Consider the following 16,677-nt stretch of genomic DNA (forward strand, 5'->3'; position numbering starts at 1 on the left):
TATCCGTAGACAGATTATTCGATACCCAGCACGTCGGCCATGCTGAACAGGCCGGGCCCCTTGCCCTGCCCCCATTGTGCCGCCTTCAGCGCGCCGCGCGCAAAGATACCCCGGTCCTCGGCCACATGGCCAAGCACGATGCGCTCCTGTGCGCCGGCAAAGATCACCTGATGGTCGCCAACGACCGAACCGCCGCGCAAACTCGCAAAGCCGATGGCGCCCGTCTTTCTCGCCCCGGTCTGTCCGTCGCGCCCGCGTTCGGAATTCTCCTTCAGCGCAATGCCGCGCCCCTCGGCGGCCGCCGCGCCGAGCAGCAGGGCTGTGCCCGACGGCGCATCGACCTTGTGACGGTGATGCATCTCGACGATCTCGATATCCCAGTCGCTATCGAGTGCGCGGGCCGCCTGCCGGACCAAGGCGGCCAGCAGATTGACTCCGAGGCTCATATTGCCGGCCTTGACGATGGTCGCATGCCGCGCCGCCGCCGCGATCCGTTCCTCATCGGCGTCCGAAAAGCCGGTTGTGCCGATCACATGAACGATCCGCGCCTGTGCGGCCAGCGCCGCCAGCTCGACGCTCGCAGCCGGTACCGAAAAATCGATCAGCGCATCGGCCTCCTTGACGACGCCAAGGGCATCGTCGGTTGCCGCGAGGCCGAGCGGTGCCAGCCCGGCAAGCGTGCCCAGATCGGCGCCGAGATGGACCGATCCCGCCGCCTCGATGCCGCCGGTCAGCACGAGCCCGTCGGTTTGATGGATGAGCCCGATCAGCGTCCGGCCCATCCGGCCGCCCGCTCCCGTCACTGCAATCTTGATGTCATCGGCCATGTCGGTCTTCCATGCGTTTGGGGCGGTATAGCAGCCCCTATTCAGCCCCGGAAGACGAAATAAGCCCCCAGCGCGATCAGCGAAAAGCCGATCGCGGTGTTCCATGTCGGCCCCTGCCCCAGATAGAACGCCGAGAAACCGACGAAAACCGTCAGCGTGATGACTTCCTGAAGGGTCTTGAGCTGATGCGCCGTATAGACACCGTATCCGATCCGGTTGGCGGGAACGGCGAGCGAATACTCGATCAGTGCGATGCCCCAGCTGACCAGCACGACGGCCGCAATCGGCAGATGCTTGTATTTGAGGTGCCAGTACCAGGCCACCGTCATGAAGAGATTGGAGGCGATCAGCAGCGCCACCGGCAGGACATGGTTTCGCATCTATGGGCAGGCCTGTCGAAAAAGGTCCCGCCGATGCTTCGGCGGGACCCTCCCAGACTAGCGTAAAGTGCTGCGTCGCGATCCAGTCAGTTCTGGAATCCGTCCCAGAACTCCTTGACCCTGGCGAAAAAGCCCGAGCTTTCCGGACTGTTGCTGTCGGATGACGAAGTCTCGAACTCCCGCAGCAACTCCTTCTGTTTCCTGGTAAGATGAACCGGCGTCTCGACCGTGATCTGGATATAGAGATCGCCCGCCTCGCGCGAATTGACGACCGGCATCCCCTTGCCCTTGAGGCGGAATTGCCGGCCGGTCTGCGCGCCCTCCGGCACCTTCACCTTGACCCGTTTGCCGCCCAGCGTCGGCACTTCTATTTCGCCGCCAAGGGCCGCCGTTGCCATCGAGATCGGCACCCGGCAGAAGAGATCCGCGCCGTCGCGCTCGAAGAGCCGGTGCGGCCGGACCGAGAGAAAGATATAGAGATCGCCAGCCGGTCCGCCCCGCATGCCGGCTTCGCCCTCGCCGGCCAGCCGGATGCGCGTGCCGTCTTCGACGCCTGCCGGGATGTTGACCGAAAGTGTCCGCTCCTTTTCGACGCGGCCCTGGCCATGACAGGCCGTACAGGGTTTGTCGATGGTCTGTCCGCGTCCGTGGCAGGTCGGACAGGTCCGCTCGATGGTGAAAAAGCCCTGAGAGGCGCGCACCTTGCCATGGCCCTGGCAGGTCGTGCAGGTGATGGGGCTCGATCCGGGTGCGGCGCCCGTTCCGGTGCAGGCCTCGCAGGCAACCGACGACGGCACGCGAATTTGCGCCTTCTTGCCCTCGAAGGCTTCTTCGAGGTCGATTTCCATGTTGTAGCGAAGGTCGTGTCCGCGCATGCGGCCGCCATCGCCGCGCCCGCCCCGTCTTCCGCCCATGAACTCGCCGAAGAGGTCGTCGAAGATGTCCGACATCGAGGCGCCGCCGCCAAACCCGCCGCGCCCGCCGCCGCGCCCACCCATGCCGCCATCGAAAGCGGCATGGCCGAACTGGTCATAGGCGGCACGCGATTGATCGTCCTTCAGCGCGTCATAGGCTTCGTTGAGTTCCTTGAAGCGCTGCTCGGCCTCCTTGTCGCCCTGATTCTGATCGGGGTGATACTTCTTGGCGAGATTACGATACGCCTTCTTCAATTCGTCCGCGCTTGCATCGCGGCCGACTCCCAGGACGTCGTAGAAATCGCGTTTCGACATCGCAGGTCACCATAGACAATGTAACGCCGCAGCGGACGCGCTTGCGCGCACCCGCCGGGCATATCGTGTGGAGAATACGGGCATCATCTCAAGGCCCCTGATCAGGCGGACTTGTCCTGATCTTTCTTGTCGTCGTCGACTTCCTCGAAGTCGGCATCGACGACATTTTCGCGCCCGCCATCGGTATCCGTACCGCCGCCGGCCTCGTCGGTCTGGGCTTCGGCCTGGGCCGCCTTGTAGAGCGCCTCGCCGAGTTTCATCGACACCTGTGTCAACGCATCGGTCTTGGCCTTGATGTCGGCAGTGTCGCCGCCCGTGAGCGCGGTCTTCAAGGCTTCCAGCGCGGTTTCGACTTCGGACTTCACATCGGCCGGAACCTTGTCGGCGTTCTCGGCCAGCATCTTCTCGGTTGAATTGGCTAGCGCTTCGCCGTGGTTGCGGGTCTCGGCTTCTTCGCGCCGCTTCCGGTCTTCCTCGGCATGCGCCTCGGCGTCCTTGACCATCTTTTCGATATCGGCTTCGGACAGACCGCCCGACGCCTCGATGCGGATCGTCTGTTCCTTGTTGGTCGCCTTGTCCTTGGCCGACACGTTGACGATGCCGTTGGCGTCGATGTCGAAGGCAACCTCGATCTGCGGCACGCCGCGCGGCGCTGACGGAATACCGACAAGGTCGAACTGACCGAGCAGCTTGTTGTCGGCTGCCATCTCGCGCTCGCCCTGGAAGACGCGGATCGTCACCGCCGACTGGTTGTCCTCGGCCGTCGAGAAAGTCTGTGCCTTCTTGGTCGGGATCGTCGTGTTGCGTTCGATGAGACGCGTGAACACGCCGCCCAGCGTCTCGATACCGAGCGACAGCGGCGTCACGTCGAGCAGCAGCACGTCCTTGACGTCGCCCTGCAACACGCCGGCCTGGATCGCGGCGCCCATGGCGACCACTTCATCCGGGTTGACGCTCATGTTCGGCTCTTTGCCGAAGAACTGCTTTACCGCTTCACGGATCTTCGGCATGCGCGACTGGCCGCCGACCAGCACGATTTCATTGATCTGCCCGGCCGTGACGCCGGCGTCCTTCAATGCGGCCTTGCAGGGATCGATCGTGCGCTGGACCAGGTCTTCGACAAGCGCTTCGAGCTTGGCACGGGTAATCTTCATGGTGAGATGTTTCGGGCCCGACGCGTCTGCCGTGATGAAAGGCAGGTTGACTTCGGTCTGCGTCGCCGAGGAAAGCTCGATCTTGGCCTTCTCGGCGGCTTCCTTCAGCCGCTGCAGCGCCAGCTTGTCGCCCCGCAGGTCGATGCCGTTCTCTTTCTTGAATTCGTCGGCGAGATAATTGACCAGGCGCATGTCGAAGTCCTCGCCGCCAAGGAACGTGTCGCCATTGGTCGATTTGACTTCGAAGACGCCGTCGCCGATTTCAAGGATCGAGACGTCGAAGGTGCCGCCGCCAAGGTCGTAGACCGCGATCAGCTCGCCTTCCTTCTTGTCGAGCCCGTAGGCGAGAGCGGCCGCCGTCGGCTCGTTGATGATGCGCAGCACTTCAAGCCCCGCGATCTTGCCGGCGTCCTTGGTTGCCTGGCGCTGGGCGTCGTTGAAATAGGCGGGAACCGTGATGACGGCCTTCTCGACCTTTTCGCCGAGATAGCTTTCGGCTGTTTCCTTCATCTTCTGCAGGATGAAGGCCGAAATCTGCGAAGGCGAATATTTCTCGCCATGTGCTTCCACCCAGGCGTCGCCATTCGGCGCCTTGACGATGTTGTAGGGCACCATGCCCTTGTCCTTCTGGGTGGTCGGGTCTTCGTAGGAGCGGCCGATAAGACGCTTGATGGCGAACAGTGTGTTGGACGGGTTGGTGACGGCTTGCCGCTTGGCCGACTGGCCGACCAGGCGCTCGCCATCGGCGGTAAAGGCGACCATGGAGGGCGTGGTACGGGCGCCTTCGGCGTTCTCGATCACCTTGGCGGTCTTGCCTTCCATCACGGCGACGCAGGAATTGGTCGTGCCGAGGTCGATACCGATAACTTTAGCCATTGTCCTTGTCCTCACATTGCGGCGGGCCGGGCGGGCCACATCTGGCGCCCGCGGTGTTCCAGGAGGCGCCCGTGCGGACGCTCCCGGTCGAAACCGGCCCCCTGAAAAGGGGTTGTCCGTCCCGCGGGCTCAAGGGCTCCCCAGGGGCGGGCCCTCAAAATCCCCGGCACGGGGGTTGAAACGGTTGCGCTGTATATAGGTTTGGGTTTCACGCCCCGCAAGCGTTGATGCGGCAATATGGCCACAGGAAGCGCGGCATTTGGGACTCAGTGGCCATCACAGCGCATTCCTTTTCGGAACCCGGATCGTCTGGCGGCAGCAGAATGCAAGACGGACGGCGTGTACCCCAGCGCCGTCCGTCTCTCTTTCCGTTCCGACCGGACGCCTAGAGCGGATTGTCCGGATAGACCGCATTCCACTCGCAGGCCTGGTTCCGCCAGTCCTGCTGCCGAACGCTGGCCTGCAACCGCTCGGGCGCGGTCATGTCCTCGCTGAGCCGCGCCGCTTTCCGGGCCGCATCGTCATCGCCGGCCTCGGCCGCGAGGTTGAACCACATCAGCGCCAGCGGCTTGTTCTCGCGCTGCGTCGTGACCAGCGCGCCGAGCTTGGCTGGCGCATTCATGCCGCGCACGAGATCGCCCGAATAGATGCGCCCGAGCTCGTATTTGGCGCGCCGGTCGCCCTGCCGCGCCGCCTTGCAGTACCATTCGGTCGCCTTCTGGTTGTTGAGAACGCCGGTGGAGCCTGCGATGGTGCAGCAATGGCTGTCGCCCATCTTCATCTGAGCCTCGACGTCTCCTGCCGCGGCCGCATCCTCGTTCGCGAGAATGCGGGCATTGTCGCTCGCCCGCGTTGCGCCCTGCATGACGGCCGCTGCGCAGCCCGAAAGCAGGGCAGCAGCCAGAAATATCCCGAACACCCTCATCATCGCGCACCCCTCCGCTCTGGATGAGGCCGGACGCCTTTCGTCCGGCCGGCGGGCAATATGACACTGCAAGTGTCAAAAATCGAGCAGTCTCTTTTGCCGCTATACTGAAAATCATGAAACCGGTCGACACGGGATTTGAAGGTCTGGCGCTCTATCCGCGCCTGCTGGACGAGGCCGCCCAGCAGGCGCTGGTGTCGGCGCTGATGCGGGCTTTCGAGGGGACGCCGCCCTATCGCCCGCGCATGCCCCGCACCGGCAAGCCCTGGTCGATCCATCAGACCAATTTCGGGCCGCTGGGCTGGGTGTCGCGGCCGGACGGCTATGGCTATGCGCCGAAAAACGAGGTTAACGACGCCTCCTGGCCGGCCATACCCGCAGCACTACTGGCGCTCTGGGACGATCTCGCGGCCTATCCGGCGCCACCCGAATGCTGCCTGGTCAATCTCTACGACCATCCCGGCGCGCGCATGGGTCTGCACCGCGATGAGGATGAACAGGCACTTGATGCGCCGGTGGTCTCGCTCTCGCTGGGCGACACATGCATTTTCCGCGTCGGCGGATTCGCCCGCAGCGACAGATCGAAAAGCTTCAGACTCTCTTCCGGCGATGTGCTGGTGATGGGCGGGCCGTCGCGCCTGCGCTTTCACGGCGTCGACCGGCTGGTTTTCGGTTCCTCGCGGCTGATCCCGGGCGGCGGCCGCATCAACCTGACGCTCCGCCGCGTGACCCGGCCCGGCTGAGATCCGTCAGTACGGATACCAGCCCGGCACCGGCGAAACGCCGAAAGCCCACAAATGCCCGTAAAACAAGGCGCCGAAGACAATCAGCGCGACGAGGATTCGCCACCAGCCAAGTTCGCCGGGCTTCAGGCTGTTGCGGCCGGCGACAATGGCGAGAAAAGGCGGATTGGAGGTCTTCGAGGCGAAGTCGCGCCAGGCCTCTCCCATCTTTCGCTCGCGCTTGTCGTCGATCGAGAAAGTGCCGAGTAGGGCCAGCAGCGCGAAGGTGCCGAAGAAGATGATCGAAGCCTGATCGCCATTGATCAGCAGATGCCACAGTGCCCAGATCGCAACGCCCCACAGAAACGGATGCCGCGTGATGCGCAGCATGCCCCGCACCGTGTCGGGGTTGGTCGCGAGCGCTTCGGCGCCGACCGCCGTCGGGTTGGCCGTCGTGACGCCGATCACGGCAAAGAGCGCGGCGACAAGGATGATCAATGGCGAGAGATGCAGCGCCCAGAGCGGGGCGACCCAGTAGAGCGGATTGGGGCCGGTGAGCGCCCCGTTATAGGCCATGGAAAGCCAGACGATGCCGCCAATCGAGACCAGCGAGAAGAGGCCGAGATAAGGTTTCTCGCCGATCGTGCCGACAATCCGGTCGCGCAGGCCCGAGCCGGCCACAACCAGATGAATTGCCAGAAAAAAAGCCGCCGCCGCCCAAAGTTCGAGCATCGCATCCTCCTCCGCCTGCCGCTGCGTTATAACAGCGTTATGATCATGGCGTGATGCGGCGCCCGGCACAAGGGGCAAGTGTGCTCAGGCCGTCGTGTCGACATTGCCGCCGGTCGCGGCACCCTCGGCCTTGGCGACACCGACCCGCGCCGCGCGCAGAAGGCGTTCGCCAATCATGTAGCCGCCCTCGAGCACGTGAACCACTGTGCCGGCGGGATGCTCGGTGCCCGGCACTTCGAACATCGCTTCATGCAGGTTGGGATCGAAGCGTTCGCCCGGCTGCGGCGTGATTTCGCGGATGCCGTGGCGCTCGAAAATCGACAGCAGCTGGCGTTCGGTCATTTCGACGCCCTCGACCATCGCCTTGACGCTCTCGGCCGCCGCTGCGCGCTCGTCATCCTTCAGCGTGCCGATGGCGCGGCGCAGATTGTCGGCCACCTGCAGCATGTCGCGCGCGAAATTGGCGGCCGCATAGCGTGTCGCATCGGCCTTGTCGCGCTCGGCGCGTTTGCGGGTGTTTTCCATTTCGGCGGAAACGCGCAGCAGCCGGTCCTTGAGTTCGGCAATCTCGGCCTCGAGCATGGCGGCATCCGGTCCGGCCGCCGCATCGGGACCTGCCGCGTCACGGGCCTCGCCCTGCCCGGCCGGCTCGGCCGCCAGCGTCTCGGCCAGATTCTCGGCCGTTTCCGGCGTTTCAGTTTCGTTCTTGTTCTTGTCGTCACTCATGGGGCTACCGTTTGCGTCCATGTCAGTTCTGTGGGCTGTTCCGGCGAGTGCATGTGCGCGCCGGGGCGCGAGATGTCAACCCGTCCGGACCGGTGCCGGCCTGCGTCAATTGATCAGCCGGCCGACCAGTTTCGCCGTGTAGTCGACCATCGGGATCACGCGCGCGTAATTGAGCCGCGTCGGCCCGATCACCCCCAGCACCCCCACCACATGCTGCTGGGCATCCATATAGGGGCTGACGATCAGCGACGAACCCGACAGCGAGAACAGCTTGTTCTCGGAACCGATGAAAATGCGCACCCCGTCGGCCTGCTCGGCCAGCCCCAGCAGCTGCACCAGGTCCCGCTTGTTCTCGAGATCGTCGAAAAGCAGCCGGATGCGCTCGAGATCCTCCATCGCATGCACGTCTTCGAGAAGCCGCGAGCGTCCGCGCACGATCAGCGACTTGCTGAGCGGATCGTTGCTGCCGCCCGTGCCCGACCAGGTGGCAAGCCCGGCCTCGATGACCTTGGCGGTCAGCGCGTTGAGTTCGGCCTTGCGCGTCTCCATGTCGCGGGCAAGATGCGTCTTGGCCTCGTCCAGCGTCTTGCCGCGCAACTGTGCATTGAGATAGTTGGTGGCCTCGGCCAGAGCCGACGGCGTCAGCCCCTTGGGGATCTCGATAACCCGGTTCTCGACCGCGCCGCCCTCGGTCACGATGACGACCAGCGCCCGCTCTCCGTCGATCGGCACGAATTCGAGATGTTTCAGCGCCGCGTCATAGGTCGGCGCGACGACGAAACCGGCCGCATGGCTGAGGCCCGACAACAGCTTCGACGCCTCGTCCAGCACATCCTCGACATTCTTGTGCGAGCCTGCCACTTGCCGCTCGATCGTCTTGCGTTCCTCGTCGCTGAGATCGCCGATCTCGAGCAACCCGTCGACGAACATCCGCAGGCCCGCCTCGGTCGGCAGCCGGCCGGCGCTGGTATGTGGCGAAAAGATCAGTCCCAGGGACTCCAGATCCGACATCACATTGCGGATCGAGGCGGCAGAGAGCGAGATCGGAAGCTGCCGCGACAGGATGCGCGAGCCGACCGGCTCGCCGGTTTCGAGATAGCTCTCCACCACGCGACGCAGGATCTCGCGCGAACGCTCGTTGAGATCCTTGACGGCCACCATGTGCTGTCCCTGTCCTTTCCGTAAGTGTCTGAAAGCGGTGACAAATCTAGGTAGCGCGGGGCGCCGCGTCAATTGATGGACCGGTTTCCTTTACGCTTCGCCCGCGCCGGGGTACTAAGGCCCCCGAAAACAGCCGCCAACCATTCGAGACAGAGATCGGAATCCCGACAATGCGCCCTTCCGGCCGTCAGCCCCATGAAATGCGTCAGGTCACCTTCGAACCGGGCGTCGCCAAGCACGCCGAGGGCTCCTGCCTGGTCCGCTTCGGCGACACCCATGTGCTGTGCACGGCCAGCCTCGAAGAGCGCGTCCCGCCTTTCCTCAAGGGCGGCGGCAAGGGCTGGGTGACGGCCGAATACGGCATGCTGCCGCGCTCGACCCATGAACGGATGCGCCGCGAGGCCTCGACCGGCAAGCAATCGGGCCGCACGCAGGAAATCCAGCGCCTGATCGGCCGCTCGCTGCGCACCATCGTCGATCTCCGTGCGCTGGGCGAGCGTCAGATTTCGGTCGATTGCGACGTGCTGCAGGCCGATGGCGGCACCCGCACCGCCTCGATCACCGGTGCCTGGGTGGCGCTCCATCAATGCATCGAGTGGATGCGCGCCCGCTCGATGCTGTCGGGCCCGGTGCTGAAGGACCATGTCGCAGCGATCTCCTGCGGCATCTACAACGGCGTGCCGGTGGTCGATCTCGACTATGCCGAGGATTCCGAAGCCGATACCGACGCCAATTTCGTCATTACCGGCAAGGGCGGCATCTGCGAAGTGCAGGGCACGGCCGAAGGCGAGCCTTTCAGCGAGGACGAACTCTCGAAGCTTCTCGGGCTGGCGAAATCGGCCATCGCCGATCTCGTGATCCGGCAGAAGGCGGCGGTCGCGGGATGACGCGCCGCTTCGGGGGCGGCCGCCTGGTGGTCGCAAGCCACAATCCGGGCAAGGTGCGCGAGATCGGCGATCTGCTGGCGCCTTTCGCGGTCGAAACCGTCTCGGCCGGCGAACTCGGACTGCCCGAACCCGAAGAAACCGGCGCCAGCTTTCGCGAGAATGCCGAACTGAAGGCGCTGGCTGCGGCCCGTGCCGCCAACCTGCCGGCGCTGGCCGACGATTCCGGCCTTTGCGTCGAAGCCCTGTCGGGCGCCCCCGGCATCCATTCGGCGCGCTGGGCGGGGCCGACAAAGGATTTCGACTTCGCGATGGAAAAGCTCCGTCGCGGCATGGTCGAAGCCGGCCCGCATGACACGCGGGCGCATTTCATCTGCGGCCTGGCGCTGGCCTGGCCCGACGGGCATGTCGAATATTTCGAGGGCAGGGTGGACGGCGAACTCGTCTGGCCGCCGCGCGGCGAAAAGGGCTTCGGCTACGATCCGATATTCGTCGCCGACGGCCATGACATCACCTTCGGCGAAATGGAGCCGGAGAAGAAGCATGCGATCTCGCATCGTGCCCATGCCTTCCGTCAGCTTGTCGATGCCTGCTTCACCGCAAATTGATCCGTCGGCGGACGGTCAGGAATCGGCGCCGTGCTTCGGCATTTACGTGCACTGGCCCTTCTGTCAGTCGAAATGCCCCTATTGCGACTTCAATTCCCATGTTGTCGCCTCGGTCGATCAGGCGCGCTGGGCCGCCGCGCTGACGCGCGAACTCGAGCACATGCGCGGGCTGACGGGCCCCCGCCGCGTCCGTTCGATCTTCTTCGGCGGCGGCACGCCCTCGCTGATGGAAGTGCCGACGGTCGATGCTGTGCTGCAGCGCATCCATGCGCTCTGGCCCGTCGATGACGATCTCGAGATCACGCTTGAAGCCAATCCGACCAGCGTCGAGGCGACACGTTTTCGCGGCTATGCATCGGCCGGCGTCAATCGTCTCTCGCTGGGCGTGCAGTCGCTTGATGACGCGCAACTGAGGTTTCTCGGCCGCCTGCACACCGCCGACGAGGCGCTCCGCGCCATCGCGCTGGCCCGCGAAACCTTCCCGCGCCTTTCCTTCGATCTGATCTATGCGCGCCCCGGCCAGACACGCGCGGCCTGGGAAAGGGAACTGCGCGGGGCGCTGGCGCATGCCGCCGACCACCTCTCGCTCTATCAACTGACCATCGAGCCCGAAACGGCCTTTGCGCGTCTTTACGAGAAGGGTGCATTCGCGTTGCCGGCCGAGGAAGACGCGGCCGCACTTTACGAATTGACCGGCGCAATCTGCGCCGAGGCCGGGATGACGGCCTATGAGGTTTCGAACTATGCGCGGCGCGGCGCCGAATGCCGGCACAATCTCGTCTATTGGCGATATGGCGATTATGCCGGTGTCGGTCCCGGTGCGCATGGCCGCATCCGGTCCGGTGCGCGCCATCTGGCGACCCGAACGTTGCGTACGCCCGGGGCGTGGATCGAGGCGGCCGAACGATCGGGTCATGGCCTCGAGGCGGCCGAAGAGATTTCGCCGGCCGAGCAGGGCGACGAACTGATGCTGATGGGACTGCGTCTCGAGGAGGGCGTCTCCTGCGCGCGCTATGAACGCCTCGCCGGCCGTCCGCTCGATGCTGCCCGCATTGAAAGCCTCGCGGCGGACGGCTTGCTGATCCGCGACGGCGACCATATCCGCGCCAGCGCCGAAGGTCGCCTCGTCCTCGATGCGTTGCTGGCGCGCCTGCTGGCCTAGAAGAGCGGGGGACGGAAACTGGTCGGTGCCGGATCGACGACCACCGCACCGCCAGCCCGGATTTCCATCACTGCAAGACCGCGTTCGGTCCGCCCGTCCGGCATGAACCGGAAAATGCCATCGACGCCTGCAAAGCCGTCCGGGTCGGTCAACGCTTCGGCGCTGAAGCGCTCGCCGGCCGGCCGCGTTGCCAGCGCAACCGCAAGGCTTGCCGCGTCATAGCCGAGACTGGCGATGCGCGGCGGTGTGGTGCTGCCATAGGCGCGCTTGTAGCGGGTCAGGAACTGCGCATGGCCTTCGGGTGGCGGTGCCGGAAACCACGCGCCGTGAAGCGGCGGCTCAAGCGCCAGCGACGGATCGTCCCAGAGCCCGGTGCCGAGAAACTTCACCTGCCGCGGGTCGAGATCGTAATAGGGGAGCAGCGGAGAAATCGTTTTGAGCTGCGCGCCGCCTTCGGGAAGGAACAGGGCCTGGAAGCTTCCCTCGCCATAGCTGGCGGCAATGCGCCGGGCCGGCTCGTACATGCCGTCCGAATCCGCCGGATAGGAAGTCGCGGCGACGACCAGGCCGGCCCTTGCGGCAACGGCCTGTTCGAACGCGCTCCGCGCCCGGTCGCCATAGGTGCCTTGCGGGTACAGCGCACCGAAGCGCTGCAGGCCCTGCAGGGTTGCGAATTCGACGATCCGCTCGATGTCCTGGTCGAGCGGGAAGGAGAGCAGGTAGACGCCGTTGCCGGCGACCGAACTGTCGGAGGAGAAGGCGACGACCGGCACGCGGGCGCCGGCGGCAAGCGGCGCGACGGCAGTCACCTCTTCGGCAAAGAGCGGACCGAGAATGAGGTCGGCGCCGGCACCCAGCGCTTCCTGAGCGGCGCGCTGTGCACCGCCGGACGTACCGCCGGTCGCCTTGGGGATCAGCATGATCTGCCGGTTGTCGAACTCGAACAACGCCAGCTGCGCCGCATTGTAGATTGCATTGGAAAGCGTCCGCACATTGTCGCGCGGCGAATTGAAGGGCAGCAGCAGCGCGACCCGGATCGGCTGCGCGCCGGCCATATGCGCCGGCGTGTAGAAGCGTGCGGGATCGCGCATGGCCGGCACATCGACGCGCGGCGGCGGCTGGACCTGGACGGTGGGCGGCGGCGCGACCACCACGGGGGGTGCCGTTCGGCCGCCAAGGCCGTTGCAGCCGGCCAGCATCAGGCCGAGACCGAGAACAGCCAACGCCCGAAGGCCGGAACGCAAATGGCCGGAACACAAGGGGCGGGCGTCTGTCACCGGGAATTTTCCTTGAACGAACAAAAGGGTGGCGTCGGCAAAGGGTACTGTCCGCGCCCCGCCAAGTAAACCGGGCGCGCCGCGGCGCCGGCGCCCCGTCTTGCCAAAAAGTCCCTTCCGGGCGCAAGGTCGCCCGCGATGAATGAAAAACCCGCAAGACCTGTATCCGCCGCCGGCCGCCTTGCGCCCGGTCTCTATGTCACGGCGACGCCGATCGGCAATGCCGGTGACATCACGCTGCGCGCGCTCGATGTGCTGGCCCGCGCCGATCTGGTTCTGTGCGAGGACACACGGGTCACCGCCAAGCTCTTTGCCATTCACCATATCGAGGCGCGCACCGCGCCCTATCACGACCACAACGCGGCCGAGATGCGTCCGCGCATCCTGAAGCGGCTGGAGGCCGGCGAGGCGATTGCGCTGGTCTCGGATGCAGGCACGCCGCTGGTCTCCGATCCGGGTCTCAAGCTGGTGCGCGAGGCGGTGGCGGCCGGGCACGCGGTGACGACGCTGCCGGGTGCCTCCTCGGTGCTGGCGGCGTTGACCCTGGCGGGCCTGCCGACCGACCGCTTTTTCTTCGGCGGCTTCCTGAGCGCGAAACAGGAAGCGCGGCGCAAGGAGCTGACCGAACTGGCGGCCATCCCGGCAACGCTGGTCTTTCTTGAAAGCGCCAACCGTCTGGCGGCCTCGCTCGATGACATGGCGGCGGCGCTCGGTCCCCGCGCAGCGGCGGTGGCCCGCGAACTGACCAAGAAATTCGAGGAAGTGCGGCGCGGAACGCTGAGCGAACTGGCGGCCCATTATGTGGATGCGGGCCCGCCCCGGGGTGAGATCGTCATCGTGGTCGGACCGCCGGAAAAGCGCGCCGCGCTTTGCGCGCACGAGATCGACGCAATGCTTGAAAACGCCCTGCGCCGTGCAAGTCTCAAGGATGCGGTCGCCGAAGTCGTCTCGATGACCGGACTGCCGCGCCGCGAGATCTATGCCCGCGCCCTGGAAATTGCGGATGCGAAGGATTGAAGGCGGGACAAGAAAGGGCAATTCCGCGCGTGGCCGCGCCGCCCACAGCCTCGGCTTGCGCGCCGAAACCCTGGCCGCCTTCTGGCTGCGCCTCAAGGGCTACCACATTCTGGAGCGCCGCCTGAAAACCCGGGCCGGGGAGATCGACATGGTCGCCCGTCGCGGCCGGACACTGGTCATTGTCGAGGTCAAGGCCAGCGCAAGAAACGGGATGGCCGGCGAGCGCGCGGTCGAAGCGCTGTTGCCGCGTCAGCAGCAGCGCCTGGTGCGCGCGGCCGATCACCTGCTGGCCATGCGTCCGGTCCTGGCCGGGCTCGATATCCGTTTCGATCTGGTTCTGGTTGCGCCACGCCGGCTGCCGCGTCATCTCGTGGATGCATGGCGGCCTTAATCTTGCCGCAGCGGTCAGGCCATCTGCAGCCGCGAGTCCGGGGCACCCGATCTGGAGGTTTGATATGCGAATGTCTTTGGCGGCTCTGGTTCTGGCCCTGCTGACCCTGGGCGGTTGTGTGCCGCTGGTCGTCGGCGCGGGCGGTGCGGCGGCGGTCGGTGCGGCCCAGGATCGCGGCCTCGAACAGGCGCTCGACGACAATGAAATATCCTTTGAAATCAACCGCAAGCTTCTGGCCGAAGACGGCAATCTCTACAAGGGCGTCGCCACCCAGGTTCGCAACGGCCGCGTGTTGTTGTCGGGCATCGTGCCGAAGCCCGAAGATCGCGTGACGGTGACGCGCATCGTCTGGACGATCGGTGGCGTCAGGGAGGTCATCAACGAATTGCAGGTTGGCGAGAGCGCCGGCTTCATGCAGGCGATGAGCGACACGGCAATCACGACCAAGCTGCGGGCGCGCCTGACCGGCGACAGCAATGTCAGCGGCATCAACTATTCGATCGAGACCGTGCGCGGGACCGTCTATCTGATGGGCACGGCGCGCGACCGCGCCGAGCTCGATCGCGTCATCGCTCATGCGCGCAGCGTTTCGGGCGTCCGGAACGTCGTTTCCTATGTCGAGGTCGGCAGGCGCTGAGGGCGTGGGCCTGCGCGCACTTGCATCCCCGGCCCGTCCCGCGTCATGATCGGCGCATGGACGGAACGATGGGCAGCATGGAAGGCGAGTTGCAGCGGGCGGGCGCGATGCCCGACGACAAACTCGACCTTGCACGACTGGCGCTGACGCTGGCGGCGCTCGATCGGCCCGAATTCGAACCCGCTCCCTATCTCGCGCATCTCGACGAACTGGCCGCGGTGGCCGCCGACACCCTTTCGGGCGACGTGCGGGATGCGCCGCCCGGCATCGTCGCGGGCGCACTGGCCGGCGTTGTTGCCGGCCGTTATCGCTATCTCGGCGATACCGAAACCTATGACGATCCGCGCAATGCCAACCTCGCCGACGTGATCGATCGCCGCAAGGGTCTGCCGGTCACGCTGGGCATTCTCTATCTTCATGTCGGCACGAAGCTGGGTCTCGATCTGAGCGGCCTGAATTTCCCGGGCCATTTCGTGCTCAGGCTGCGCAGTGCCGGCGAGGCAACGGTACTCGATCCGTTCAATGGCGGCCGCGCCCTGACCGCCGCCGACCTGCTGACGCTGCTGCGCGGTGTCGAGGGGCCCGATGCGCGGCTGACGCCCGAGGCCTGCGAGCCGGTCGGCCCACGCGACATTCTGCTCAGGCTCGAAAACAACATTCTGGGCCGCGCCGTCAAGGCCGGCGACTTTGTCCGGGCCCGCGAGATCGTGCTGCGCATGATCTGGCTGGCGCCGCAGCGGGCCGGCCTGCGTTTCGAACTCGGCCGCCTCGAGGTGCATGCCGGCCACATGGGTGCCGCCGCCCATGCCTTCGAAGCCTGCCGCGACATGGCGGCCGATCTCGGCGAAATTCGCATTGCCGGCATGGCCGAAGAGGCCCTGCGTCGCCTCAAGACCCGCCTCAACTGATTTTTTTCTCGCAAAGCCGGAGCGCTCCCCCCATCTTTCCCCGAGCCCGCGCGGGCCCTGCCTGCGAATGCCTGCCAGCGAATGAATGCGAGAAATGAGCATGAGCCTTGCCGTCGCCATCCAGATGGATCCGGTCCATCAGATCAACATCAATGCCGACTCGACCTTTGCGCTGGGGCTGGAGGCGCAGCGTCGCGGCCACCGCCTCTTTTACTACGAGCCTAAGGATCTCTCGATGCGCGACGGCCGCGCCTATGCGCGCATGCGGCCGATGACGCTGCGCCGCGAGATCGGCAATCATTCGACCTTGGGCAGCCTCGAAAGGACCTTCCTCGAGGATCTCGACGTGGTGTTGATGCGCCAGGACCCGCCTTTCGACATGAGCTACATCACGGCGACGCATATTCTCGAGACCGTGCATCCGAAAACGCTGGTCGTGAACGATCCGGCCGAGGTCAGGAACGCGCCGGAAAAGCTTTTTGCGGTGCGCTTCAAGGGTCTGCTGCCGCCGACGCTGATCAGCCGCGATCCGGAGGAGATCCGCGCCTTTCGCCGTGAATTCGGTGACATCATCGTCAAGCCGCTGTTCGGCAATGGCGGCATCGGCGTCTTCCGCATCCGCGAAGGCGATGAAAACCTCAATTCGCTCCTGGAAATCTTCGGCCAGATGAATCGCGAGCCGGTGATCGTGCAGAAATATCTCCCCGAAGTGCGGCAGGGCGACAAGCGCATCATCCTGGTCGAGGGGCGCCCCGTCGGCGCCATCAACCGCGTGCCGGCCGAGGGCGAGTCGCGCTCCAACATGCATGTCGGCGGCCGCCCCGAAAAATGGTCGCTGACGAAGCGCGAACGCGAAATCTGCGAGATGATCGGACCGGAGCTGAAGAAGCGCGGCCTGATCTTCGTCGGCATCGACGTCATCGGCGACTTCCTGACCGAGATCAACGTCACCTCGCCGACTGGCATCCAGGAGATCGACCGTTTCGACAACGCCAATCTGGCAGGCCTTGTCTGGGACGCGATCGAGGCGCGCCGCGGCGCTTGAAAGGGGAGGCCTGAAA

The 16,677-nt window shown here is 65.3% G+C and carries 18 protein-coding genes; 9 read left to right on the plus strand and 9 right to left on the minus strand.

Translation table 11 applies throughout. The features are described 5' to 3' along the window. Positions 1-14 precede the first annotated feature (14 nt). The 5 genes from dapB to AAC071_RS05805 form a co-directional block, all read right to left on the minus strand. Entirely contained in the window at positions 15-827 is an 813-nt protein-coding gene (gene dapB, locus AAC071_RS05785; protein WP_339830835.1) for a 4-hydroxy-tetrahydrodipicolinate reductase, read from the minus strand. 41 nt (positions 828-868) lie between these two features. Then, positions 869-1,207 carry a DMT family protein gene (locus AAC071_RS05790; RefSeq protein WP_339830837.1) on the minus strand — a complete coding sequence of 113 codons (339 nt, stop codon included), beginning with the start codon at positions 1,205-1,207 and terminating at the stop codon, positions 869-871. An 86-nt stretch (positions 1,208-1,293) separates the two neighbouring features. After that, positions 1,294-2,436: a molecular chaperone DnaJ gene (gene dnaJ / locus AAC071_RS05795; RefSeq protein ID WP_339830838.1), complete on the minus strand. Its 1,143-nt coding sequence runs from the start codon at positions 2,434-2,436 to the stop codon at positions 1,294-1,296. 101 nt (positions 2,437-2,537) lie between these two features. After that, complete coding sequence (gene dnaK, locus AAC071_RS05800) at positions 2,538-4,466, minus strand: molecular chaperone DnaK (RefSeq protein ID WP_339830839.1); 1,929 nt, start codon at positions 4,464-4,466, stop codon at positions 2,538-2,540. Positions 4,467-4,851: 385 nt separating this feature from the next. Next, positions 4,852-5,394, minus strand: a complete 543-nt coding sequence (locus AAC071_RS05805; protein WP_339830841.1) for a hypothetical protein — start codon at positions 5,392-5,394, stop codon at positions 4,852-4,854. A 113-nt stretch (positions 5,395-5,507) separates the two neighbouring features. On the opposite strand from AAC071_RS05805, the gene AAC071_RS05810 reads away from it, so the two are divergent. Continuing rightward, positions 5,508-6,134, plus strand: coding sequence for an alpha-ketoglutarate-dependent dioxygenase AlkB (locus AAC071_RS05810; RefSeq protein ID WP_339830843.1), 627 nt, complete (start codon positions 5,508-5,510; stop codon positions 6,132-6,134). A 6-nt stretch (positions 6,135-6,140) separates the two neighbouring features. On the opposite strand, the gene AAC071_RS05815 is transcribed toward AAC071_RS05810, so the two are convergent. The 3 genes from AAC071_RS05815 to hrcA all read right to left on the minus strand — a co-directional run bounded on the left by AAC071_RS05815 (position 6,141) and on the right by hrcA (position 8,732). Then, positions 6,141-6,845, minus strand: coding sequence for an NnrU family protein (locus tag AAC071_RS05815; protein WP_339830844.1), 705 nt, complete (start codon positions 6,843-6,845; stop codon positions 6,141-6,143). 84 nt (positions 6,846-6,929) lie between these two features. Continuing rightward, on the minus strand, positions 6,930-7,571 hold the full coding sequence (gene grpE, locus AAC071_RS05820) for a nucleotide exchange factor GrpE (RefSeq protein ID WP_339830845.1): 642 nt from the start codon (positions 7,569-7,571) through the stop codon (positions 6,930-6,932). Positions 7,572-7,676: 105 nt separating this feature from the next. After that, positions 7,677-8,732, minus strand: coding sequence for a heat-inducible transcriptional repressor HrcA (gene hrcA, locus AAC071_RS05825; RefSeq protein ID WP_339830847.1), 1,056 nt, complete (start codon positions 8,730-8,732; stop codon positions 7,677-7,679). Between the two features lie 170 nt (positions 8,733-8,902). On the opposite strand from hrcA, the gene rph reads away from it, so the two are divergent. Genes rph through hemW form a run of 3 tightly spaced genes read left to right on the plus strand, consistent with a single transcriptional unit; the run spans position 8,903 to position 11,386 of the window. Further along, entirely contained in the window at positions 8,903-9,619 is a 717-nt protein-coding gene (gene rph, locus AAC071_RS05830) for a ribonuclease PH (protein WP_339830849.1), read from the plus strand. After that, positions 9,616-10,224 carry an RdgB/HAM1 family non-canonical purine NTP pyrophosphatase gene (gene rdgB, locus AAC071_RS05835; RefSeq protein WP_339830851.1) on the plus strand — a complete coding sequence of 203 codons (609 nt, stop codon included), beginning with the start codon at positions 9,616-9,618 and terminating at the stop codon, positions 10,222-10,224. The genes rph and rdgB overlap by 4 nt, the downstream gene beginning before the upstream one ends. Next, positions 10,202-11,386 carry a radical SAM family heme chaperone HemW gene (gene hemW / locus AAC071_RS05840; RefSeq protein WP_339830967.1) on the plus strand — a complete coding sequence of 395 codons (1,185 nt, stop codon included), beginning with the start codon at positions 10,202-10,204 and terminating at the stop codon, positions 11,384-11,386. Before rdgB ends, hemW begins: the two co-directional genes overlap by 23 nt. Here hemW and AAC071_RS05845 read toward each other — a convergent pair. After that, positions 11,383-12,663 carry a penicillin-binding protein activator gene (locus tag AAC071_RS05845; RefSeq protein ID WP_339830853.1) on the minus strand — a complete coding sequence of 427 codons (1,281 nt, stop codon included), beginning with the start codon at positions 12,661-12,663 and terminating at the stop codon, positions 11,383-11,385. The genes hemW and AAC071_RS05845 overlap by 4 nt on opposite strands. 138 nt (positions 12,664-12,801) lie before the next feature. On the opposite strand from AAC071_RS05845, the gene rsmI reads away from it, so the two are divergent. The 5 genes from rsmI to gshB all read left to right on the plus strand — a co-directional run bounded on the left by rsmI (position 12,802) and on the right by gshB (position 16,661). Next, positions 12,802-13,680, plus strand: coding sequence for a 16S rRNA (cytidine(1402)-2'-O)-methyltransferase (rsmI, locus tag AAC071_RS05850; RefSeq protein WP_339830855.1), 879 nt, complete (start codon positions 12,802-12,804; stop codon positions 13,678-13,680). Continuing rightward, positions 13,667-14,071: a YraN family protein gene (locus AAC071_RS05855; protein ID WP_339830857.1), complete on the plus strand. Its 405-nt coding sequence runs from the start codon at positions 13,667-13,669 to the stop codon at positions 14,069-14,071. Before rsmI ends, AAC071_RS05855 begins: the two co-directional genes overlap by 14 nt. 64 nt (positions 14,072-14,135) lie before the next feature. Next, complete coding sequence (locus AAC071_RS05860) at positions 14,136-14,708, plus strand: BON domain-containing protein (RefSeq protein ID WP_339830858.1); 573 nt, start codon at positions 14,136-14,138, stop codon at positions 14,706-14,708. Positions 14,709-14,764: 56 nt separating this feature from the next. Next, positions 14,765-15,616 carry a transglutaminase-like domain-containing protein gene (locus AAC071_RS05865; RefSeq protein WP_339830860.1) on the plus strand — a complete coding sequence of 284 codons (852 nt, stop codon included), beginning with the start codon at positions 14,765-14,767 and terminating at the stop codon, positions 15,614-15,616. Positions 15,617-15,716: 100 nt separating this feature from the next. Further along, on the plus strand, positions 15,717-16,661 hold the full coding sequence (gene gshB / locus AAC071_RS05870; protein WP_339830862.1) for a glutathione synthase: 945 nt from the start codon (positions 15,717-15,719) through the stop codon (positions 16,659-16,661). The last annotated feature ends 16 nt before the right edge of the window (positions 16,662-16,677 follow it).

The sequence above is a fragment of the uncultured Parvibaculum sp. genome (assembly GCF_963975745.1).
Lineage (GTDB): Bacteria > Pseudomonadota > Alphaproteobacteria > Parvibaculales > Parvibaculaceae > Parvibaculum.